This window comes from Polaribacter staleyi (assembly GCF_038024045.1).
In the GTDB taxonomy this organism is placed as follows: domain Bacteria; phylum Bacteroidota; class Bacteroidia; order Flavobacteriales; family Flavobacteriaceae; genus Polaribacter; species Polaribacter butkevichii.
Genome location: NZ_CP150665.1, coordinates 149,092 through 175,153, shown reverse-complemented (window position 1 = coordinate 175,153; position 26,062 = coordinate 149,092). Strand labels below are relative to the sequence as shown.

Here is a 26,062-nt window from a genome sequence, read left to right as displayed (position 1 = left end):
TTAATTATTTTAAATTACCTATATATTTAATGTACGTATAGTATACTCCATAGCTACTATCTCCTTGTATAAAATCATTTGTCAATAAAGTTTTTCCTTTTAATAAGTTTACTTTAAAACTAACAAATTCATCATTTTCTTTTATTACTTTTTCATGTATTTGATTTGCAATACTAATCCTTACTTTTTCTGGTGAAATTGTTTGATAATTGTATAAATTCTTTGGATTTTTCTCTGGAATTCCTAAAATAGGTCCCGGACATTCTTTTGGCCATCGTCTGCAAGAAATTTGATACAGACCCGATTTTTCTACTTTTAATGCATGCTTATTATTTGTGTTTTTCATTCCAGCAGCAACTTGTTCTGGTTTCCAAATTCCACCATCTTCACCAATTGCATGTTGTATGGTTAGTTTAATTTCATTCTGAGCTTTATTACCAGCAACACTGACCGGTAGTTCATAATACTCAGAATTTTCTTTTGCACGTTCTAAAAACTTAGCATTCTTTTTTAATAATTTAGATACTAATTTAGGATATTTAGTAGCCAAATTTGTGCGCTGTTTGGGGTCTTTTTCTATATCATAAAGTTCCTTGCCGTTAATCAACCTCCATTGATCTTGCATGATACATGTTTCTTCAACATCTTTTGGTTGCCTCCAATCTTGCCTATGATGAATAAAAGCTACTTTAGATTGTATTTTATTTTTTTCTCCCGTTAGTAAAGGCGAAAAATCTTGTCCGTCTAGTTGCATTTTTTCGGATACTGGCAAATTACATAAAGCGGCCAATGTTGGTAATAAATCAACATGTTCTACTAAATTATTGATGTCTTTTCCACCTTCAATTTTTCCATTGGGCCAACGAATAAAAAAGGGCACTCTATGACCTCCTTCTAATTTCGCACCTTTTTTCCCCCTAAATCCTTTGTTGTAACCTAATTTCCCGTCAACACTAACACCACTTCCTGAACCATTATCACTCATAAAAATCAAAATAGTATTGTCTAACATATTTTCATTTTTTAAGAATACTTTAAGTTTCCCAAAATTTTCATCAATATTAGCAATCATACCATAAAAATTAGCTTTTGGTATTTTTTTTCCTTCAAGTGCTTTGTATGGATCACTATATTTTTCATCTACAATTAATGGACTATGAGGCGCGTTTGTTGGTAGGTATAAAAAAAAAGGTTTCTTCTTATTTTTTTTGATAAATTTCATGCTTTCCTCAAACCAAACATCCGTACAATATCCTTTAAATTGTTTGGGTTTGTTGTTTACATAATAAATATCATCATAATAACTATTCCCCCAATAATCAGACAACTCTCCTACGCCACCAGCTAAATGATGTGTTGCGGTTTCGAAGCCTAAATCTGTAGGTCTTGTCGGGTAATTATCGCCCAAATGCCATTTGCCAAATAATGCCGTTTTATAACCATTTTGTTTAAAACATTCGCAATTGTTGTTGTATTTTCAGACAAAGCATCTCTACCTTTATAAGTAGCCCAAGCACCATTATTAATAGGATATTTACCCGTAATAATAGCAGCTCTTGTTGGCGTACAATATGGACTTACATGAAAATCTGTCATTCTTACAGATTCGTTGTAAAAAGCATCAATATTTGGTGTTTTTAACCACGGATTTCCTTGACATCCTAAATCTCCAATCCCTAAATCATCTGTTAAAATTAGAATAACATTTGGTCTTTTTTGTCCATAAATCTGTACTAAAAAACTAAAATATAATAGAATTATATACCCCGCTTTTTGTTTCATAATTAACTGTTTGTTTTTATTAATCTATATGCTATCTAAACTTATAGTGAATTTTATTTTTAGGATACATAAAACTAAAAGACTTAATTTGTATAAAAAGCAAATAATCATACGTAGTTTATATATCTATAAATATATTTCATTTGCGTCTTTATACAAAAGAAACAAAAATGACTTTAACTAGATTTTTACTTGACAATACCTAAAAAAACACCTATCTAACTACTATTTTCCCTTCTAAAAGTACCGGTGCTTGATTTTTAGATAAAATGGTTACCTTAACCTCTACAGCTGTATTTCTATTTCCAATCTTTTTCCCTAATAGAGTCAACATTATTTTTTCATAAGGTTGTAAAGACGGAATTTCTTTTGTTTGGTATACTTTCCATTGTCCTTGTTCTAAATATTCTATGATTACTTTGGAGGTAGTAGATGCTACTTGTCCAAAATTTTCAATCTCTATAGTGCTTATACAATTTTTAGAATGCAAGGTAAACTCAGGATATTTACTAGATAAAACAGGTTCTACATAGCTTAACCAAGGCAGTCTAGCAAAACCAAATAACAAGGTTCCCTTTTTTGTTTTTCCAAGTAATTTTGCAACAAAATTAGCCTCGGTAATACCGTTACCACTTCCATTAAAAGTTAATAACAAGTCTTTACCTCTTTTTTCTTTTTTAATGAGTTTACTTCCTCTTCCAAAATCTACTTCTTCAGAAGCTCCAAATCGCAAAGATTTAAAATGAATGTCTTTGTGTGGATTAAAATCTTGCTCTGCCTTTACTAACAATTTAATTTCAGAAGTATTTTTATCTATTTTATTAGAATCTACCAACTCTATTAACCTACCTACTGTCATAGGTATACTAATATTCTTAGAGCTATGATGATCTTTTCTTTTGTCTTGTTTTTTTATAGTATCCGCAACCGCAAAGTTTGCCTGGTATGCTCTCCCATAGGAATCTTGTAGTACTTTAATTCGCTCAAATTTATACCAATCTTCTATTTCCCCATTTTTGTGTTTTGCAATTCCAGGTAAGTAAGCTTCTCCTTTGTCTAATTTCCAGTGAATTCCATCTTTAGAACGCATATAATATGCTATACGCCCCAACCAATCGTTTACAACTAAGTGGTACTGAATATTTGTTTTCCAAACCACTGGATCTTCATACCTACCTTCATAAGGAGGATAAATAGATGTTGACGAAATTTGATGGTAAGGAGGCAGTCCTGTTTTGCTTATCCAAACTTCTCCTCCACGACCAACCATTAACATAGACCCATCTTCTCTTTTTGCAAAAGTATTATTAGATATATGATCTAAAATAGGTCGTTCACGAGTATCATAAACAAAAGCTCTTTTTTCCCAAGGACCATTTAAATTGTCTGCATAATAATAGTTATTTTCCGAAAACTTGTGAACGTACAAAAAATACCCTCCGTTTTTTAATTGCTGAATTTCAGGATTGTGCCCCGGCCCAATTACATCTTTTACCTTATAAGGCCCCACAGATGCATAAGAAACAGCATGTACCACTTCTGATCTTGGCCACGCCATATGGCCTTTAGGGTCATCTTCTCTCCACCTACATACAAATAAATGATACTTTCCATCATCATCAACTTGAATATTTCCTCCCCAATAAGACCATTCAGCATCTTCAATTCCATTGTCTATAAAACGGGGTTTCACTTCTTTTGTTCCCCAAACATTAGATCTTAACTTATCTGTGTTAGGCATAGGTAAGAATCGATCCATAAACCGCCCTCCAAAAACCATCCCTTTCCAATCCGAAGGCCTAGAACGTTCTAAATCTTGTGCTTGTGTTGCGAACGTAAGCATTGATAAAATAATGATAATACTACTTATTTTCATCTGTATCGATTTAACTGTTATTTATTAAAAATTTGACTCCACCCTTCTGTAGAAAAAGACGATGCGGGCAAACCTGCTGTATTAAACAAAGACCCTTCTATATAACTTTGCCAACCATATCGTACATTTTTCGGTTTTTTAATTTCATCATTCCAAACTTGTAAAACAGTTCCTTTGTTGATGATTTTAGCTTTTGCTTGATAATAAATTCCACCTTCTCCTGCAATTTCAAAATCCGTTAAAGTTTTCCCCATACTTGTAATTCCTAAAGGAGCTTCCTCAAAATCAATCAAAGCTTTGTTTCCTACTATTTTAATGGATTTATAAATAGGCCCTGAATATTGAATTCCTTCTACTTGATAATCTTTAGCCAATGCCCAAAGTGCCAAACGCTCTCCTACTCCTTTCTTTTTAGGTGGATGAATTCTTGTTTTATTCCCCATATCATTAATCACTGCCATTCCTGTATTTGGAACCGTTAACATGGTTTTTAGCTGTGCTTGTTGCACTCCAACCCAACCTTTTAATTTATTTCCATATGGAGCTAATTGTACAAAGTAAAATGGAAATGCTCCCTGATTCCAATTTTGTCTCCAGCTCTTAATCATGGCAGGAAACAACCTTGCATATTGCTCCGGATTCCATCGATTTCCTTCTCCCTGATACCAAATTGCTCCCTTAATGGTAAACGGAATTAAAGGATGAATCATGCCATTATATAAAACAGTTGGTGATTTTGTGTTTTGTTTTTTAGTAAAATCCTTTTTATACTCCGGAAACTCTTTTACAATGGTTTCTTTGGGAGTCCAAGCCTGTGCGGGAGTTCCTCCTACATTACTAGATATTAATCCGATGGGAACATGTAAATATTCTTGAAGTTTTTTTCCAAAAGAGTATCCTACCGCACTAAATTTAGCGGCTGTTTTTGGAGACGATACTTCCCAATTTCCTTTGCAAGAATTTAAAGGAGTGGTACTTACTTCTTTGGAAACGGTAAAAAATCGAAGGTTAGCATTTGAACTATTTAAAATTAAATTATTGCTATTTTCTAATTCTTGGCCAGATCCTCCTTTTAAAGGCATTGCCATATTAGACTGTCCTGTACAAATCCAAACTTCTCCTAAAAGAATATCTTTTAAAATAATTTCATCAGATCCGTTTACCGTTAAAACATAAGGTCCACCAGCATCTGTAGTTTTTATAGTTGTTTTCCAATTCCCCTTTTTATCGGTTTTTACTTTTTCTTTTTGCCCCCAACTTCCCTCTAAATTTATGTTTGTATTAGGAGTATCTGTACCCCATATTTTAACCTTTGAATTGCGTTGTAACACCATGTGATTACCAAAAATACTCGCAATTTTTGTTTGTGCATGTATTGAAATTGTAACTATAAAAAAACAGGCCGTTATAATTATTTTTCTCATTTTTTACTTCTTAATTTATGTTACTTAATAAGTGTTCATCAGAAATTTGAGTACGTAATATTTTAATTTTCTTTTATTCATTTAGATGATTTTGTTTTATATACAAAGCAACATCTACCATAGGCGCTACCCATACTTTCTTTTTTTGTAAGTCTAAATACTCTAACAATTGTTGATGTTCATTTATCTCTACATTTAAAGGACTACCACCACCCACTCCGTGAAATAAAAAAACTAGCAGTTTTTTATTTTTGATGGCTTCATCTACCAAAGCAATCATTTCTTGTCCTGTATGTCCTTTCATACCGTAAGTACTAATGTCTTCTAAATCTATTTCGTTAATAGATTTCATCCCTCGTTTTACACCTCTCGCTCCTACAAAAGATTTCTTTACAGAATTATAGAAAACTGTGTCATTTACCTTTTTTTGCCCACAAGGAAAAGCAAAAGTTCTCTCTGATTTCCCATCTGTTTTAGCTAGTAAATCATTGGTCAATACTATTTCATCTACAACCTTTCTTAATGTATAATTGTTTAAATCTAGTTCAGGAGGAAGTTGTTTTTTTCTTTTAGGAGTATTTGCACACGGATGCATTAAGGTATGATTCCCTAATTCATGTCCCTCTTTGGCAGCAGATTTCCATTCACTATTTCTTTCCTTAAAACAATCCGAGCTTCCTATAATATAGAAAGTTCCTTTTAAATTATAGGCATTTAAACTAGGAATTACATTATCTAAATGTTCCTCCAAAGAATCGTCATAAGTTAAAACAACCGCACATTCTTTCCCGTTCCACTTTCCATCTGTTTTAGCTTTGCAATTTTGAAGGACTATTCCTAAAAAAACAAGCCCTAATAATTTAAACTTTCTCATTTTAATAAAAAATAAAGATTAGGCATCAATAAAATCTTTTTTATTTTTTAGACCATCCCTTTTTTGTTCCTTTTAAATATCCTATAAACCATCCGCTCCCTTTTTGTGATGCCCAAAAAATATCTTCTCTGTATGGGTCTGGTTTAAAATCTACAATTCTATCTTGTTGCCCTAAACCATGGTTTATTTTATTCCATGTTTTACCTGCATCAAAAGAAACATAAGCACCTGGATTTAATTGTGCTTTTTTATTTTTTGATTTTGCACGGTGAGCTAAAGGCGCACTAACAGTAATAATTTTAGGGTTTATTGGTGATGTTTCACATTGCCAAACGTAAGGCAGTTCAAAAATTTTCTCCCAAGATTTGCTATTATTTTTACTTCTCCACACTCCGCCTCCAAGATCAGTCGCATTTTCATTACCAGCAGAAACAAAAATATGTTGTGTATTTCTATCGATAAATACATTGTTAACGTTTTTAATTTCTGATGGAATTTTCAATTTATTCCAACTATTTCCTTTATTTGTAGATTTATACAGCCCACCATTATCAGAATTTACAGCTGCATATAATATTTCTGAATTTTTTGGATCTAAAATGACTCTTCTTACACTAGCTTCTTCTTCAAATCCGTTATTAGATAATTGCCAAGTAACCCCTTCATCAACCGAACGATAGAAACCGTAATCTCCTTTTGTTAGTTTTTTAGCATAAGGACCATGAACTTGTGAAATAGGTTTTTTAGTAGCACAGAAATACATATTACTTGGGTTCTTTGCATCAATAATTAACGAATTTAAAAACACCAAACGTTCGTGAGCAGGAGTATCAGCTGCAAAAATGGTTGAAATGTTTTTCCAAGTTTTTCCGCCATCAATAGATTTACGAAGCTTACCTCTATGACTTTGTCTATAAGATAAAAAGTAAATAATATCTGGGTTATTCGGATGAACAGCAACGGTACCGGCAGAATGTGCTCCTACATGATTAATTTGCCCTTCTAATTGTGTAACGGCAACTTCCATTTTATTTGGATGCGTATCTAATGAAGTAGTTTGCCATAATCCATGTTCTCCACTAGTTAATAGGTACCTGTCTTTAATACCTGTTTCTAACAACATAAAGCGTCCTGGTAAATTACTATCTCCTCTACCTACCCAATGTTTACTACCTGGTTCTGTTTCATTATCATCTATTTGTAACCACGTTTCTCCACCATTTTTTGATTCTAATACTTGTTGATCTAAACAAATATATGCTGTTCCGTCTGCACTTAACTCTAAAAAACGGTTTCCCCAAGAATCTTCTCTTCTATCCATTTCTGGTTGCATATGAGCAAATGTTGTATTGGTTCCTATCGGATTATTTCTAGATTGCCAATAGGCATTATCTTTTCCGTCTATCCAATATTTACCCGCTCTAGATACAGCTTGCCAAGTTTTTCCATCATCATTAGATTTCCAAGCACCACCTGGTAAAAAAGCCTTATCATGTTTGTTATTATGTGATAGATAAATTTCGTTTTTATTTATTGGGTTTACCTGAATTCGATGCCAAACATCTAAAACTTTTGATGGCAATACAGGATAACTTTTTCTTATCGCTTTTACATCTGTTTGAAACCAAAAAGCTAAAGATTGCCAATATTTATTCTGAATATTTTTACTTGTAATTTTATTTAAATCTACTGCTAAATTTCCCGTAATATTTTGCCAAGTTTTACCACTATCTGTACTTTTATAAACCCCTCCATTTGTAGCAACAGTATTCCCTTTTGCTTCAAATACTGTTTGTTCTACCACGTAAAGAATAAACTCTTTTGTTTCTGAGTTATAGTAATAATCTAAATCTCTAGGTCGGTTTACTGGTAATCCTTTTGCGCTTTGTGTCCATGTTTTACCTTGATTTTCACTTCTAAAAACACCTATATTAGTTGCTGCTATTAAAAGGTTAGAGTTGTTTGGGTTTACAATAATTCTACCAATATCTATTTTATCAGAAGAACCAATTTTAAACTTTGTCCAACTATTTCCTTTATCTGTACTTTTATAAATAGTATTAGTACTTAACTTTCCTACTTGCCCATTTTTATGTCTCCAATTCTTTTTTACGTTCCAGAAATCTCCAATACCTATGTACCAATTATTATCGTTTGATGGATCTACAACTATTTCTGAATAACGGCCTTTAAAAGCATTTACTATTTTCCAGCTTCTACCAGTGTCTAGCGTTTTATACAATTGTCCTCCGCTTGTAATTGCAAAACCAAAAGCTGCATTTTGATGAGAAAATGTAAACTTTCTTACTCTAGCTAAATCTTTACCTGAGCCATCTACATCTTTAACGGTTCTCCAAGTTTTTCCTGCATCCCAAGAACCATAGGTATTGTACATATCTGGAGACATCATTATTACATTTTTATCTGTTGGATGACACCAAAACTCTTCACAATAACCCGACATTCCAGGGCCAACTTGGTGCCATTCCACCAAATTGCTAGAAGTAACTTGTTTAGATTGTAATTTTTTAAAATACTTTTTATTTAACTGCGCATTTGTATTGACACCTAACAATGCTACAATAATCAATCCTATATATTTATTCATTTCTTTAAAAGCCTTTTTTTTTAAGGTTAAAGGAGCTACTTTTCCATAACCGTTTTTAGGCGCATCGTGCTCTGTGTCATGTAAATTGAATTTTGGAATTATGTGCAACAATTCATCACGTTGTTTTCTGTGTGCAACCGTTACCTTAGACCAATCTGTAATTTTAGGAAAACTAATTAAATCTGAAGGAGTTTTACTAACATCATACCAAACATTATTTCCATCTTTCATTACTAAATTTCCTCTTACAATTTGAGTTTCTTTATGATACCCGTAAATCCACTCTCTGTGTTTTTCTTTTTTTGTTGTTAAAAATGGAAGTAAGCTTTCTCCATTAATTTCATAAGAATCCGGAATTTTAACTCCAGCAACATCTGCTATCGTTGGTAGTATATCAGAAATATTTACCAATACATCTTGTGCTCCTTTTTTGGTCATTTTTAAAACAGGTGCATAAATAAGCATCGGAACGTGCGTTCCTCTTTGAGAAATAGGGCTAGATTTTCCGTAACCACTTGTACCATTATCTGCACAGAAAATAAAAATAGTATTATCCTCTATTCCTAATTCTTTTAGTTTTTCCATGTACAAAGAAACTTGATAATCTAAATAATTTACATGGTTGTGAATTCCGTCTTCTGTAATCGTTCCGTGCGTATTGTACACACCATTATCTCCTGTAATATTTGGTTCTGTACGTGAATATTTCTTACCATCCCAATGAATCTTTGGCGTTCCAGGCCATTTATTTCCACTTTTAGGATGTAAAAAATCAAACGCATCGTGTCCTAAATGACTCGTGTGGTAAATAAAGAAAGGTTTGTCTTCTTTTTCTTTTCTTTCCATGTAGTCAAAAACATATTTTAATTCTACATCAGGTCCAAAAGTATTTAGTCCAAATCCTTTTTCAGAAGCTTTTGTATTGGGCCACCATTCTAAATGTTCTTTAGCATTAGGATTGTTCATCAGTTGTACATGAGGTTTCCAATACCAACCCGATTGTACATAACTTTTTTGTATCAAGGCTTTATTTGTATCAGCATTAAATATTTTCTTTTTTCCATTTACTTTTCTGGTTTCTAGTCTAAAATCGGTTGTATGAATGGCTTTATTGTAGGAGCCTTCTCCTGGAGTAAAACACCCTTCATCAAATTCAAATCCTTCAATATTCATTTGTGTTTTTCCTGCCCAATAGGTCGCATATCCACCTTTTTTAGCAATCATAGAAATAGAATACGGAGAACTTCCATACAAATCCCAAGAACCTTTTCCGTTTGGTGCTTTTCCTTTGTCTTTATTATGCCACCATTTGTGTAAATGTGCATATCTACCCGTCATCATCATAGCTCTACTTGGGCCACAAACCGTAGCCGCCCAAGTTGTATTTACGTACATCCCTTTTTGTGCTAATTTATCTAATACTGGTGTATGAGCTCTATATTTTACATCTTGTGTATCTCCTCCTTTTAATTTCCCTCCTTTGGGTAGTGTCCAAGTATCCGATCCATAAAATGGCAATTCACGAGCACTAATATCATCTGCATACAACAAAATAATATTCGGTTTTTTTTGTGCATTTGCATAGAAGGTTGCCAAACCACAAACTAGCAATGCTACTTTTTTTAGTTTATTCATTTTATATTGATTAATTACAGTAATAGCTGCTATTGGTCTATTAAAATAATTGCTAAGCTTCTTATAGTAGTTAAATATTGTATTTACAACTCACTGCTATTAAACAACTTAAAAACTTTATTATTTTTTAAGTGTCAATTTATAATCATGTGCTCCTGGAGCAAAATTACTATGAAAAACTTCTGTTCCGTCTCCTCTTTTTCCCCAATTAACTTCTACTCGATTATCTCCTAAAACAATATTGATTAACTTTTCTTTCATTTGTTTTGCAATCTTCGCATACTTTTTATCAAAAGCTAAATTGTTAATTTCATGAGGGTCTTTTTTCATGTAATACAAAGCAGGATCTAGTTCTTTATAACTAGCATTTAAAGCCCAATTCATATCTTCTCCACGTTTTTTAGTAGGACGAGTTTGCATAGAAAACACATAATCTTTAGTACGAATGTAAGCTCTTGGCCCTGTTACTGCATGACTTTCTCCCACAATATAATCTCTTTTAGGGGCTTCTTTTGATGCTACTTTCTGCATGTCTAAACCGTCTAAATATGCATATTCTGATTTTTCTAAATCGGCACCTCCTGCAGCCATAATTGTTGGGGCAATATCTACAAACTCTGTAAAGTCTTTTACCACTTTTCCTGCTGGAAATGCTTTTTTATCCGAAGAAACGACCACTATTGGGTTATGACTATCTATATCCCAAGAAGAAAATTTAGAAACTGATCCGTGCTCATTTAATTTCCATCCATGATCTCCACAGACATAGACAATCATATAAGGTTGGTTTTTACTTTTACTATATGCCACAAAATCATCAACTGCTTGTCCAACTAATGCATCTCCATAGGCACAAAAAGCATAATAATCTTGAATCATTTTCTGTTTCTCTGCATCTTTAAAATGGTCAGAATAACCCGCTTCTACTTGTTTTTTTAACTGTTTAGGCATTGTTTCTAACTCTTTTTTATCAAAAGAAGGTACGTTATAAGTATGTTTTTTAAAACGTTCTCTGTAGCTCGCTGGTGGCAGTACTGGTGTATGAGGAAAATCGAACCCTATTTGACAAAACAAAGGTTTATCTGGGTTTACACCTTTAAATTCTCTAGAACCTGCTTTAAATTTTTTATTTTCACTATCTAAATATTTTTTAAAAAATTGAGTGTAATAACCATCTCTTGTTTCTCCTGCTTTTCTAGAACTTACACCGGCTAATATACCTGGAGTAAACGGAGTAAGTGGTCCTTTCTTTTTGTTATAATGTCTAAGTAAATCATACTCTTCCATTGCTTTTTTAGCTGTCCCCTTATAATTTGGCAATTTGTTTTCTAATTCTTTAGAGATATATTGAAATTCCCCCTCTTCAGTTACAAAAAACTCTACGTTTTGTCTTTTTATTTTTTCTCCATTTATTTCATCAAACCAATCTTTACCCCAGCCCGTTAAACCATCTTTTCTTAATTCTTTAAAACTAATGTCTTGTTGATATATTTTAGCAGATTTTAGCTTTCCACCTTCTTTGGTTTTTAAACGAACTCCTAATTTACCAATATGCAAAGTTTCGTAACCTAACGTAGCCATTTGCTCTGGTAAAGTTGGTTTAGAGCTTGATGCATTGTTGTTATGATATTCAAATTCATACACTCCTGAACGGAATGGATAACGACCGTAATGCATAGAGGCACGTGATGGTGCACAACCTGTAGCCTGACAATAGGTATTTATAAATGTAGTTCCTTCTCTTGTTAACTTATCTACCTTTGGAGATTCTATATAACCTAACTTACTCATTTCTTGACCATCAATCATTTTATTAAATGCACTAATGGCATCGTAACGTTGATCATCTGTTAAAATCCAAAGTACATTGGGTTGTTGCTTTTGTGCCCAAGTAATTTTTGGTAATAAAGTAAAAACAAACAATGATAGCAATATTGCTTTATTTAGTTTCATATCTTTTCTAGTATTTAGTTTTTTAATTAGTATAAGAATCTGCCATTTTGTATTCAAAACCGATTACCTCTACTTTGATTATTTCTATTTTAAAAGCACTGTAACAATACTAAAATCTGCATATCTACCGTTTTTTGTAGTTGCCCAAACTTTAACTTGCCCTTTTCCTTTTGCAATTATATTTCCTTTCTTATCAACTTTAGCAACGGCAGTATTTTCTGACTTCCAAATCAGTTTTTCTCCTTTAAAATTTAGATTAACAATGGTTGCATTAAGTTTCGTTTTTTCTCCTTTTTTAATTTTAACATCAGTGGTTTCCATTTTTACCACTCTATTTTTATTTCCATTTTTAATACTTCCTAAATAAAAACCTGTACCTAAGTTGGCTATCCATATTTTGGAAGGATCAAAAATATCAAACTTAATATCCTCAATCTGATGTGGTGTTACAATCTCTTTATTGATTTTTATCCAAGTAATCCCCCTATCTTCAGTCAAATAAACTCCTTGATTAATTTTAGATTTTCTTACTACAACTGCTATTAAATTATTGTCAAAAGGAGAAATATCAAAAGATTCTGTTCCATAAAAATCAAAAATTCGATGCCACTTTTCACCAAAATCATCCGTATACCAAACCCCTGCACCTCCAGCATTATGGCCAGTAGTAATATACATACGGTTTGTATTGTCAAATTTTATAAACTGTACACTTTCAATCTCTTTAGGCAATTGTACTTTTTCCCATTGTGCTCCTCTATCTGATGAAAAATACAAACCTCCTTTAGCCAAAGGCAAAAAATAGTTTTGTGTATTTTTTTCAGCAGCTATAAATAATGATTTTCTAGAAGTATCTCTTGGATCAAATTGTACATCATTAATACGAGCTGGAGAAGGCAACCCTACGTTTCTTTGTTGAAACGTTTTGCCATAATCATTAGAAAAGAAAAAGCCACCTTCTTTCCCTTTTTTAGGATCTACTATTCTTGTAATTCCAAAATACATGTATTGATTGTTGATAGGATCAATTGTTAGTCCATTGGTATAAAAATCATCTTTCCATTTGTTGGTCGCTGGTGTGGCAACCCCATATTTTTCCCAATTTAATCCTCCATCTGTACTTTTAAATAAATACTGCTTCTTTCCTTGTCTGTTAGACGTGGCATAAACCGTTTGTACATTGTAAGGATCAAAAACCAAATTACTAACGGTTTCTTGAGCACTACTAATAAATTTAATTGCAGGAATTCCTTTTTCACTTTCTCCTGTTGGAATCCAAAGATAATGCTCTCCAGAACCGAATAAAGTAGATGTTCTTCTACGATCTTGTAAAATAGTTAAACCTGGTAAATTGCTATTTCCTCTACCAATAATACCTCCCTTTTTAGTTTCTTTCTCATCCATTTGTTGCCATGTTAAACCATGGTCTTTACTTAACATTGTACTATGATCAGACACAATCATAACACTACCATCTACACCAACATCTAAAGCACGCATAGATCTAAGCGCATAATCTTTATTTCTTCGCATGTGTGGTGAATAATGCCCCACTTTCATGTTTTCATGATACGGATTGTTTCTTGCGTTCCAATAAGCTTTGTCTTTTTCCCAAGTTTCTTGATACAAACGAGCTGTATTAATCCACTTTTTACCATTATTATCTGTAGACCACAAACGCCCAGGCATAATAGAATTTCCTACTTGTGGATCTGCAAAACCAATATACAATGCCTTTTCTCTACTTGGATCGGTACTTAACATGCTAAAATTTTGCATCGCATAGGTAGGTAATTTAGGATACATTTTTTTAGCTTTAGAAATTGTTATTTGAAACCACTTAGCAATGTATTGGTAATAATTATCAGAAACACCTCCTGTTAATTGATTGATATCTAAACCTAAATCTCCATTACTTTTGTTCCATGTTTTCCCTTCATCTTCTGAATAGAATATACCTCCAGTGCATTTTGTGGTTTCTCCATCTGGGAGGTATTGTATTTGATCTATAACATAGAGGATAAATTTTTTATTTTTTGAATTGTAGTAAAAATCCATATCTACAATAATGTCATTATCAAATACATTCTTTGAAATGTGTTCCCAACTTTTTCCACCATTATTAGAGCAGTACAAACCATAATTTGAAGCAGCAAATACTTGTTTTGTATTCTTTGGATTGACAATAATTCTTCCTATTTGCGCTTTAGGATTTAACCCTTTATTTACTAATTTCCAAGATTTACCTCCATTGGTCGTTCTCCATAACTTCCCTTCATTAGTTGCCGTTTTACCATGTGGTTTTTCTAAAGTTACTCCTTTATAACTAGATATCCATTCTTGTCCTCTAACATTAGATCCTCCTGCAACAAACCAAATATTTTTATCTGTTGGGTCTATGGCTAAAGCAGCTACTTTTTTCTTCCACCTGTTTTTATCTCCACCATCTGCATCTATTGTATACCATGGACAATTAGGGACTACTGTCCAAGTTTTACCTAAATTATTAGTCTGCCATAATTCTGATGATGAAAGTGCTAACCCAAAATTAGCATCGCTGTAAGAATAGTCTAAATCTCGTAAATGATAAAAAGTTCCATCACCATCGCTATCTGTAATTCCATACCAATCTTCTCCATTATTATTAGATTGATACGCATTCCACATATCAGGACATTGAGCTACCAAGCCAGGTATTGTAGGATGATAACGTAGTAAATTAGCATATCCTGCATTTCCTGGTCCAAACTGTTTCCAAGTAACTTTTGTTGAAGAACTTACTTTTTCTTTATTTAATTTTTTAAAAAAAGAAGCATCCAATTGCGCCATGGAAAATAACGGAAACAATATTGTCGCGAAAAAAAAGACTTTTTGTTTTTTATAATTTATTCTGAACATATACGTTTTATTTTAACCAACCGTCGGTTGATCCATTCAAGTAAGTAATAAACCATCCAGATCCCCAAGCAGCACTCCACAATACATTTTTATTATACGGATCTGGTTTTACATCAACCATTTTATTAGGTTGGCCTAATCCTTTGTTTATTTTTTTCCAACTTTTTGCTCCATCCTGAGAAAGATAAATTCCAGGGTTTTTAAACTTCGTTGGATAATGACCTGCTGCGCTAACCACAATTAAATTTTCATCTAAAGGAGAAGTTTCTACTTGCCAAACAAAAGGTGCTTTAAATATTTGCTCCCAAGATTTTCCGTTGTTTTTACTTCTCCAAACACCACCTTCTTCATACGTTCCGTTTTTTCTACCAGTAGCAATGTATAAATTGTTATTATTTCTATCGATAAACACATTATTTACCGCTTTTATAACTGATGGAATTTTAACTTTATTCCAAGAAGTTCCTTTATTTATAGATTTGTATAAACCTCCTTTGTGATCATTTAATGCAGCGTAAATTACACTTGAATTTTTAGGGTCTAATTTTATTCTTCTAACACTTGCTTCTTTATGGAAACCTTTGTTACTTAACTCCCAGCTATATCCTCCATCTAAAGAACGATAAAAACCAAAGCCTCCTTTTGTCAATTTTGCAGATCCGTCTCCTACTTCTGATATTGGTTTTCTAACAGTACAGAAATACATGTTTTTTGGTTCTTTAGGATCTATGGTTAAAGAATATTGCGTTACCAAACCTCTATATGAAGGATTGTTTCCTTCAAAAATTGTAGAAATATTTTCCCATGTTTTCCCTCCATCTTGTGTTCTACGTAATTTACCACGGTGTTCTTGTCTCCAAGCCAAAGAATAAATAGTATTTGGATCGTTAGGGTGAACTGCCATTGTAGAGGTTGAATGTTGCCCGTGATTTCCGCTATGATCATGTACCTGACCATCAATTTGCTCTACAGCTACTGCTTGTTTATCTGGCCAACCATCTAAATCTGTGGTTTGCCATAAACCATGCTCTCCACTTGCCAACAATCTTCTTCCTTTAATACCTGTTTCATGCAACATAAACCTTCCTGGTAAATCACTATCTCCTCTACCAATCCATTTATTGCTTCCTGGTGATGTTTCAAAATCATCTACTTGTTGCCAAGATTTTCCATGATCTGTAGATTTTAACGTTTGTTGATCAATACCAATAAAGACTTCTCCTTTAGCATTGATAGCCAACATACGGTTTCCAGAACGTTCAGATCCATTATCCATATTTACTTGCAAGTGGGCAAACTCTATATTATCGCCTATTGGATTATTTCTACTTGCCCAATACGCTTTGTCTTTTTTGGCTTTCCAATACATACCATTTCTTGCACAAACAGTCCATGTTTTACCACCATTATCTGTTTTCCAAAGATCTCCAGCTCCAAAAGTTTTATCGTGTTTTTTATTAAAAACAACGTAAATTTCATCTTTATTTAAAGGATTTACCACCAACCTATTGAACACTGGCAAAGCTTCTGTTGGTAATTCTTTTAGCTCTGTTTTAATTTGCTTTTTAGATTCTCCAAACCAATAACCAATAGTGTTGTAGTATCTATCTATTTCTGGATAAAAATTAATTTTAGTTAAATCAATTGCTAAATTCCCTGTAATATTTGTCCATGATTTTCCTTCATCAGTACTTTTATATACGCCTCCTATAGACGTTGTGGTGTTTCCTTCTTTTTTATAAACGGTTTGTTCTACCAAAAACAATTCAAAATCTCCTGTTTTAGCATTGTAATAAGAAGTTAAATCACGAGGTAAATTATGAGGCAACCCTTTATTGGCTGCTTTCCAATCATCTCCTCCATTTTTACTTACAAACATACCGTAGTTGGTGGCTATAAAAATAGTTGATGGATTTTTAGGGTGATAAATAATTCTAGCAACATCTAAATCTTCAGAAATATCTGTTGCAATTTTCTTCCAAGATTTACCAGCATCTATTGTTTTTAAAACATAGCCATAACTTGCTCTTACATGTTTAATTCCATGAATATTTTTTAAACTTCTATGGTTATTCTTTACATTCCAAAAATCTCCTGCCCCTATTAACCATTCTTTATCATTTTTAGGATTGATGGTTACTTGTGTATGTGCATTACTTACGTGTTTACCACTAGTTCTAGGAATATTGTAAATTAAGTTCCAATTTCTACCTCTATTGTCTGTTCTATAAACGCCACCTGCACGCTCTATAGCCACACCAAAATCTGGGTTTTGTTTAGAAAATGTAATATCTAATACACGTTCCATATCTCTTCCATCACCATCAGAATCTTTAATTGTTTGCCATGATTTACCAGCATCCCAAGTACCATAGCTTACATGCATATCTGGTCCCATAAACATAACATTTGTATCCGTTGGATGACACCAAAACTCCTCGTTATAACCAGACATTCCTGGTCCAAAATTTTTCCATTCAATAGATTGATCAGAAACTACGCGTTCATTTTTTATTTTTTTAAAAAAACGATCTTGACCTTTCGTATATTGGGCACACGCATTTAGACTTAACGCTAAAGCTATTATTGCAACTTTTATTCGATTCATTTTATCTACACTATTATTTTAAATTCAATTTATAATCATAAGTTCCTCTTGCAAAATTTGAACGGTAAACCTCTGTTCCATCTGCTTTTGTACTTGATCGTGTTTGCTTTGAAAACACCTATTCTTTAGTTTCTATAAATACACCTAGACCTATCTATCACTTTTAATAAAAGGTAAACCAATCTACATCAAACAAAACCTTATCGGATTCTCCTTTACATATTAAATACACAGCATGTTTTCCTTTAGTTTGTTCAATATTAGTTTCATCAATTTGAAAAGAGGTTTTGTCTTCTTGTTTAGAAATATTTACTTCTGCTATTTTTTTCCCTTTTGGACGATCTATTCTTACTTCAATTAGACCACCTAAAGCATTGAATGTTTTAATTTTAAATTTTTTTAATTTCTTATTAAAATCTATGTATTTAAAAACTGCAGTATCGTTATTTTTAATTTCGGATAATTGCTCTATAGCACTATCTGCCTCTTTATTTGAAGTGATATAAACATTACCAGTTAAACCACAAGCCCATTCTGCTTCTATAATTTTTGTTGCTTTTAGCGGTTTACCTGCCCCTTGAGATGTCATTTCTACTTCATTGATAGTGCCATCTCTATTAATTTGAATAGGCTCTACACAAACTTTTCTAAATCTTTGTGTATTATGAGTAGATCTATGGTAAAAAACATACCATTGACCATTAAATTTTTCTATAGATCCGTGGTTGTTCCATACTTTAGGGTCAGATCCATAATTATCTATAATTACTCCTTTGTATGTAAAAGGTCCCATCGGAGAATCGCTAATTGCATACCCTAAACATGTTGGTCTTCCCTTTCTACTTTCATCTGCAAATACAAAATAATATTTCTTTCCTATTTTTCTAATGGATGAACCTTCGTGAAAATACTTATTCCCCAAACTATCTAAAAGTTTCTGGTTTGTTGATTGGTCTATTTCTAAAAGGTTTGATTTTAACTTAGCAACTTGTGGATTTCCTTGTCCGTAATATAAATATCCTTGTCCATCATCATCCATTAAAACTGCTGGATCTATTTCATTAACCCCTTGTATTCTTATCCCTTTTTTAAAAGGACCATTTGGAAAATCACTAACCGCAACTCCTGTTTCTTTTGTTTTAGTGCTGCCTTTTGGCGAGCAATAATACATATAGTATTTACCATTATTGTAGGCACAATCTGGTGCAAAAAGAAGTTTATCGTTATAGGCAACTTGATCATTTTTTCCCTTAGAAGAAAAAACATTCTCATCCATCGTCCAATCTGTTAAATTGTTTGTAGATAATACATGATGATTATGAGAACACCAATAATCGCTACTTTCATCCTTAGAACCATAAATATATAATCTACCATCATCCCAAACATGAGCTTCTGGATCTGCAATAAAGACTCCAGCAGGTACAATTGGGTTCTGTGCAGCTATATACAAGCTAAAGATTAAAAAGAAAAATGGTATACATTTTTTCATACTAATTATTCAATTAAAATTTTATAAACAAAAGTTTTGTTTTTACTAGCCTTAGTTTCCGGTTATCAATTTATTTTCATCAAACTATAAATCAGTAATTTTAATAAGTATCAAATTTAATTTTAACTCTTAACTTTTAAGGCTACAAAATAACTAAACAGCAACACTATTCATCTTTTTAGCTATTCTAGCGTAACAATAATAAGCTATACTTAGATTTTTCTCTGATTAAACTATAAACATAATTCCTCTAAAATTTAAGCTTATTAAAACAGGTTAGAGAGTTATTTTAAACACTAACAATCTCTATACAATCAAATAATATCTTTTTAATTATTAAAAACAACACTCCAATCTCGATGCAGGTAAACCAGCAGTATTAAACAAACAACCTTCTACATAATTTTTCTATGCATAACGCACTTGCGCAGTTTTTTTTAAGGTTATTATTCCAAACTTGTAAAGATGCTTTTAGCTTGCTCATTAGAGATTAAAACAGATACAAATAATATTGGTAACAACAGAAACCTCTTTATGATCATTTCCTTAATCATAATTATATTTTACATTTTAATAAACACAAGATTTAGGCTTGTCTTTTACATAATATGATTTGTAATTTTTTGCCTTTGGATCTTTACATCCACATAAGTCTAAAATTTTTAGATTTTTAAAATCAATGGGATGACTCTCTGCCTGTAAAGCAATATAACCTTCATCTAAAATATCGCCCGTTTTAGAACTCCATACCTCTTTATTAATTTTCCACTTTTTCCAATTTTCACCTCTGTAATTTTTGGTTTTATCTAAACTCCCTATTTGTGGCATTTTAAACTTTAAAACAGTATCGTTTTCTACTATAAAAGTCATCGATTCACCACCTAAAACAATCGCTTCTGCATGTACCCATTGGTCTCCATAATAAGTTTTTGAGCTTGATGAAACACAATGTTTGTAATTAATCTTATCTCCAGTTACAATAACAGTACCTGGTGTACAAACATTAGCAGTAGGTCTAGCTTTATGATCTTCTAAACCTCCTAAAAGTTGAAGTTCTACAGAAACCGGGAATTTTTGATCAAACTCATTACTTTCTGCAGATTGAGAATGCAACATTACACCACTATTTCTATGATTAGAATTTGCTCCGCCTTTGGTTTGTTTTCCAACAAAACGATAATCAAAACTTAATTTATAATACGAAAAAGGATTTTTATAGTATAAGTGTCCAAAATTATCATTGAACTCAGTATACTCATCATATTTTATTCGTAACATGCCATCTTCGGCAACAAAAGTATTTTTATAGTTCTCGTTAAGTTCTTCTCCTGTAAACTTAATATCCCAACCTTTTAAATCTTTTCCATTAAATAATGATGACCACTCTTCTAAAGCAATCTTATTATTAACAGTGTCTTTATTAGATTTACAACCTGTTATACCTATAGAAATCAGTAAAAAGAAAAGACCAAGCTTAAAATATTTATTATTGATTTTCATAAACTTAAAAATTATCTCTTTTTTACACATACCGTTTTCTCTTTCCTTTCTTTTTAGAAGCATCACGTTCTGTAGTATAAACTTTATTATAATCTCCTTTTTTTTATCAAGAGAAAACTAATTACATCACCTATAGAGAACAATAAGGGTATTATGATAACCGCCTTTAATTTACTCGGAAGAACTTTACAGTTATGTTTCTTATTTTATGATGATTTCATCTAATACCCAAGTCCCTGTATTTACATCACTAGCCGGCTGTAATGCAATTTGCATTAACCTATTTTCTATGTTTTTAAATGCTGATAACTGAATTTTGTATGTTTTAAAATCAGTATCATTTGATGTTATAGGTATTGTTATCCATTGTTCTTTAGCCCAATTTATAGGATCTGTTTTAACTTGCCAAAAATCATGTTCTTTTTCGTTACGTGTATAAATTGCAAACTTTAATTCTTTTGCATTACTAATATTCTTTATTTTAAAAACAACTTCAGAACATAACCTTGTATCTGTATACAGCCAAGGTGCACTTCTTATAATTGTATTCTTTTTAGAAATATTACCAACTAACTTTCCGTCTTTAAAAGCTACATCTGTTCCATTTACTGCCTTCCATCCCATTGTGCTGTTTTTAAACTCAAATGGCCTACCAGGTTCTGGATACATGCTATCATCTTTTGGAATAATAATTGTTCCATCATCTTTAAAATTGACAGGTTTTAAGCTTGCTCCTCTGTAAAAAGCACTGATATCGTGATTTTCTTGTAATACATATTTCTGACCTTTCCAATCAAAAAAACTTGTGTGACCTCCTCTTAAAAAAGCACCTTTTAACTCATACGGACCGTATAAACTTTTAGCCATTGCATATCTGCTTCCAAAAACTAAATAATAATTGTCATTTCGTTTAAATAAAGTGGGTTTATCATCAGTTCTTACAATGTTTCCTGCTGTATCTTTTACTATAATTTTTTTAGGAGTAGTTTCTAATGATTTCATGTCTTTTGCTAATGTTGACATATAATACGTACCAACACCAAAACAAATAGTGTAAACATTGTTTTCAATATAAATTTCTGGATCATAAGGATGTACTGGTACAATACCTTTTGGCAATAACGGTTTCCCTAAAAGATCTTTATATTCTCCGGTAATTTCATCTGCAACCATAACACCAGTATCTATATTTCTATTCGAAAAAAACCAGTAATACTTACCATCTCTTTCGCAAATATCTCCAGCCCAACAGTTTGGTTTGTCTCCTATATAAGTATCTGAAGGATAAATATTTCTATGATGTTTCCAGTTTATTAGATCGTCTGTAGACCAAACTTCCCATCTGTCCATAGGGAAAGAAGAAGTTGCATCCCAAGATTTATCATGACCACAAATAATATAAACGCGACCATTTTCTACCCAAGCATGTGGATCTGCCATACCATGTTCTGGTACAATAACATCTACACTAACAGCTTGATGTTTTTCACTTTTAACTTCCTTAACTTTCTCTCGCTTATTATTGCAAGAAATTAAAAATATAACTGTTAGAATAAAAAAAGTAGTTTTGTAAATTTTAGTCATCATTTATTATTTTTTGAACTTTATTTTTTGAAAAAAATATTTCTCTACCATCCTTAAGAATTAAATCTTCTCCTTTTAATCTTTTGTTGCCTTTTAATCGAATATCTGTTGATGATACAGCTATTTTAAATTCATATTCTCTTCTTCATTATTTCTTTTTGATATTAGAATACTTTTCGCCTCTAATCTTTACAAAATCTGCTAATAATTCTTTTAATTTTTCTGGTTTTTTGGTTGCAAGGTTGTTTTCTTGTGCCACATCTTCTTTTAAATTGTACAACTGAAATTCTTCCTTAATACCTGTTTCAACAAAAGAATGCCAACTCATAGGAGCTCCTTTATAAGGAGGAATCATTACCCAATCTCCTGCTCTAAAAGACGTTTTAGAACCTGCCTCTAAAACAATGTTTTTTCTACCTTTATTACTTATACCTAAAAATTCATCTAACATGTTTTGGCTATCATTTACATCTGCCTTTACATTTAATAAATTTGCAAAAGATGCTAATAAATCAACCTGACAAACTAAAGCGTCAGATACTTTTGGTTGTATTGTTCCTTTCCAATACACCATAAAAGGAACTCTAGTACCTGCATCAAATAAGCTATATTTACCACCTCTTAATTTACCGCCTGGTGTATGTTTTCCTAATTTTTCTATTGCATTATCATAATAACCATCTTGTAAAACTGGACCATTATCACTAGAAAAAACGATTAATGTATTTTCTAAAACACCTTCTTCTTTTAGGGTTTTCATAAACTCACCAACCATATAATCTGCTTCTAAAATTACATCTCCTCTTGGTCCCATACCAGACTTACCTACAAAACGAGGGTTTGGAGTTCTTGGCACATGTGGTTGCTGTAATGCATAGTATAGAAAAAATGGTTTTTCTTTGTGTGTTTTTACATAATTTTGAGCTTTCTTTAAAAAATGATCTGCCATATCGGTATCTACCCATTTAGCAGCTTCACCACCTTTCATATATCCTATTCTAGGAATTCCATTTACAATACTATTATTATGACCGTGATGCCATTTCATCGTTGTTAATTCTGGATTGTCTAAACCGGTAGGTTCTCCTTCAAAATTTTTCTTATAACTTACAGAAATTGGATCTTTAGGGTCTAAACCATCAACATATCCATTGTTAATGTAAACCGTTGGCACACGATCTTGTGTTGCCGCCAAAATATAAGCATCTTCAAAACCAACTTCATTGGGTCCTGGAGAAATGTGTTGGTTCCAATTTAAATTTCCTGCACCTAAGCCTAAGTGCCATTTACCAACAATACCTGTTTGATATCCTGCTCTTTTAAACATTTTAGGTAATGTTTCTTGCTCTGTAGAAATAATTAATGGTGCAGAACCTGGTAATATTTTTGCTTTAGAATTTCTCCATGGATACATCCCTGTTAGCAAACCAAACCTACTTGGTGTACAAGTTGCTGAAGTTGCATAACCATTTGTAAATTTTATACCTTCATTTGCAAGAACATCTATATTTGTAGTCTGTAACTCTGTAGCTCCATAAGCACTTAAATCTCCATAACCTAAATCATCTAAATAGATTACAACCACATTTGGTTTTTTAACGACCTCTTTTTTACTTTCTTTTTTGGCTTCTTTACAAGCTGAAAATCCTAGAAGGATTAGAAATAAGATTTTTATACTGTGTTTCATCTTTAAGTGTTTTTATTTTTTAAAATATAATTTGGTTATTCTTTTACTATTAAATTACTTAAAATCAAGATGGTGTCTGCTTCACCTTTCCATGGTCTAGAATCCCAAAATTCTAAAGGCTTTTTTATGTATTTTACTTCTTCTGTAAACTCACCTGTAATGGTATTAAACCATTGTTTAGTTGCATTTTTATAATTGAATTTTTCTTTTAAAGCTTTTGAGGTTCCTCCTGCCCAATTATTTTCTTTAGGATTATAAACTAAAATAATTCCGTCTTTTTCGTTTGTTAAATTATAACCAGCATTGTTATAATTCGGCATTGGTTTAAAGTTTTCGAAATTCACCTTTTCAAACAACGTTTTCATATGTTTAAAATATTCGAAGTGAGGTTTCTTAAAATCTTCTGGTTGCTCAAACGGATTATAAATAACAGCATTCCAAGAAGTACCTTGCCAATAATAAGTAGTATAAGCACCTGCAAACAAACACATATAGTTTCTTCTTAAGCACGTTTCGGCATTATCATAAGCACCCGGAAAAACTACATACGGAGAGTCTTCATAACCTCCATGTTCTATATTAAATATTGGCTTGTTTGGAAAGTCGTTTCTAGCTTTTAACATATTTTGATACAAAGTATGTTTCCAATCTTGTGTAGAAATAAAATCTACTTCGTCTTTATGATTTCTACAAAAACCATAGTCATGTACAGAAACCAATCTATTATACGAATCTAGATTTCGGGTACGCTGTATACGTTCAGAAATATACTCTTTAGTCGCTCTAGTATAATGCAAGGCTTCCTTAGAAACATCCCAAATAATATTTGGAAAACCTTGATATCTTTTTACCACATAATCGTAGTACATATTATCTGCCTTCGTTTCCATATCTGGCCACGAAACCATTTTATTCCAAACATAAATCATCAAATGACTTACAATTTCTTTGTTATGCATTTCTGATATCACTTTATCAAAATGTTTGAAAAAATTAATATTTAATGAACTGAAATCTGGTTTTGAGTTTGTTCCTAAAAAAGGAAAAATATCTTCACGACTTCCAAATTCATGTTCTGGATATGATTTCAGTTTTTCATCCTTTGGCCATTTAACATCATAAGAATATACATTCATTACAATTTGATTGAATCCATATTTTTCAATCAAAGACAATAAGTGTTCTGTCTTAGAAATTTCTTTTTGATTATAATCTAATGCAAACAACCAATCACACTCAAATGCTAAATTGAAATAATGAGAACCATCTTCATAATAAAAATGCTGCGTATCTTCTTTTGATAAAACAATACCACCATGACGGTTTTTCTTTTGGTTTTTAGCAACTTCTATATTTCCTTTTTGGTTATTTAATTCTTTAATTTCAGATTCTATAACAAAGGTTTTCTTGCCAATAGTTGCACTTGAATAACGTAAAACCCAAGTTTTATCTCCATTATAAAACAAAGGTATTTTTTGTGTACTAGCATTCCCTTTTACGATTGCAAAAGCTTGCTTAGTAAATGGATCTTTTATTTCTTTTCTTACATTATAAATAATATCATTAACTTCCCATTGAACCGTTTCTATGGTTTTGTTTTTCTTTAGATTTTTCCAAACTTTTATTTGTGCTATACAAATATTTACACAGAAAAAAAGCCCTATTAAAATATTTAATTTTTTATTCATTTCTACAAATTATCATTCCCCTAATAAAACTTTATCCTTACAAATAAGCTTCTATATTTCTGTTATGAAATAAATAGGCAACTTTCCCTATCCGATTATTTATTGAAATTTGTTAGCTTTATAGTAACTTTAACCAAGGTGAATTTTCTGTTTAATTAAAACCTATTTTTCTATTTTAAGAGGTTATTTTTTGAATACTAATTCCAATAAAAAAACGATCATAAAATCTACTAATTATTCTATTTCCTTTAAAGGTTAAAAATACTTCTACTAAGAATACAATAGAATAACATATGGTCTAAATATTACCATTTTTGTTTTACAGCACCTTATTTCAATAGAAATGCACATTGAAACCTTAAAATCTCTGTTTCTAATTAATATAATATTTTATTCTGTACAATAATTTTTAAAGTATGGGTACTGTTCTATTTTTGAGTTAAAAAAAATTAT

At 31.9% G+C, this 26,062-nt stretch carries 13 protein-coding genes and 1 pseudogene; all 14 read right to left on the bottom strand.

Annotated features, from left to right (window positions below; genetic code table 11):
- Positions 1–4: 4 nt before the first annotated feature.
- Positions 5–847 (bottom strand): sulfatase/phosphatase domain-containing protein, encoded by an 843-nt coding sequence (locus tag WHD07_RS00635; RefSeq protein WP_343331032.1) that lies wholly within the window; start codon positions 845–847, stop codon positions 5–7.
- Positions 836–1,782: pseudogene (locus tag WHD07_RS00630) on the bottom strand (sulfatase-like hydrolase/transferase); the annotation flags it as partial. The gene WHD07_RS00635 and the pseudogene WHD07_RS00630, both read right to left, overlap by 12 nt.
- 214 nt (positions 1,783–1,996) lie before the next feature.
- Positions 1,997–3,658 (bottom strand): glycoside hydrolase family protein, encoded by a 1,662-nt coding sequence (locus WHD07_RS00625; RefSeq protein WP_343329615.1) that lies wholly within the window; start codon positions 3,656–3,658, stop codon positions 1,997–1,999.
- Positions 3,659–3,675: 17 nt separating this feature from the next.
- Complete coding sequence (locus tag WHD07_RS00620; protein WP_343329614.1) at positions 3,676–5,082, bottom strand: sialate O-acetylesterase; 1,407 nt, start codon at positions 5,080–5,082, stop codon at positions 3,676–3,678.
- Between the two features lie 73 nt (positions 5,083–5,155).
- The gene (locus tag WHD07_RS00615) at positions 5,156–5,956 is read right to left on the bottom strand and encodes a polysaccharide deacetylase family protein (RefSeq protein ID WP_343329613.1); all 801 of its coding nucleotides are present in this window, start codon (positions 5,954–5,956) and stop codon (positions 5,156–5,158) included.
- A 40-nt stretch (positions 5,957–5,996) separates the two neighbouring features.
- A complete protein-coding gene (locus tag WHD07_RS00610; RefSeq protein ID WP_343329612.1) occupies positions 5,997–10,199 on the bottom strand; it encodes a VPS10 domain-containing protein in 4,203 nt (1,400 codons plus the stop codon).
- 120 nt (positions 10,200–10,319) lie between these two features.
- Positions 10,320–12,152, bottom strand: coding sequence for a sulfatase-like hydrolase/transferase (locus WHD07_RS00605; RefSeq protein WP_343329611.1), 1,833 nt, complete (start codon positions 12,150–12,152; stop codon positions 10,320–10,322).
- A gap of 84 nt (positions 12,153–12,236) precedes the next feature.
- On the bottom strand, positions 12,237–15,050 hold the full coding sequence (locus WHD07_RS00600) for a VPS10 domain-containing protein (protein ID WP_343329610.1): 2,814 nt from the start codon (positions 15,048–15,050) through the stop codon (positions 12,237–12,239).
- Positions 15,051–15,057: 7 nt separating this feature from the next.
- Positions 15,058–17,658, bottom strand: coding sequence for a VPS10 domain-containing protein (locus WHD07_RS00595; RefSeq protein ID WP_343329609.1), 2,601 nt, complete (start codon positions 17,656–17,658; stop codon positions 15,058–15,060).
- 163 nt (positions 17,659–17,821) lie between these two features.
- Entirely contained in the window at positions 17,822–19,150 is a 1,329-nt protein-coding gene (locus WHD07_RS00590; RefSeq protein WP_343329608.1) for a family 43 glycosylhydrolase, read from the bottom strand.
- A gap of 570 nt (positions 19,151–19,720) precedes the next feature.
- Positions 19,721–20,650 carry a DUF1080 domain-containing protein gene (locus WHD07_RS00585; RefSeq protein WP_343329607.1) on the bottom strand — a complete coding sequence of 310 codons (930 nt, stop codon included), beginning with the start codon at positions 20,648–20,650 and terminating at the stop codon, positions 19,721–19,723.
- 201 nt (positions 20,651–20,851) lie between these two features.
- Positions 20,852–22,237, bottom strand: coding sequence for a family 43 glycosylhydrolase (locus WHD07_RS00580; RefSeq protein WP_343329606.1), 1,386 nt, complete (start codon positions 22,235–22,237; stop codon positions 20,852–20,854).
- A gap of 145 nt (positions 22,238–22,382) precedes the next feature.
- Complete coding sequence (locus WHD07_RS00575; protein WP_343329605.1) at positions 22,383–23,921, bottom strand: arylsulfatase; 1,539 nt, start codon at positions 23,919–23,921, stop codon at positions 22,383–22,385.
- A 35-nt stretch (positions 23,922–23,956) separates the two neighbouring features.
- Positions 23,957–25,609 (bottom strand): DUF4038 domain-containing protein, encoded by a 1,653-nt coding sequence (locus WHD07_RS00570; protein WP_343329604.1) that lies wholly within the window; start codon positions 25,607–25,609, stop codon positions 23,957–23,959.
- Between the last annotated feature and the right edge of the window lie 453 nt (positions 25,610–26,062).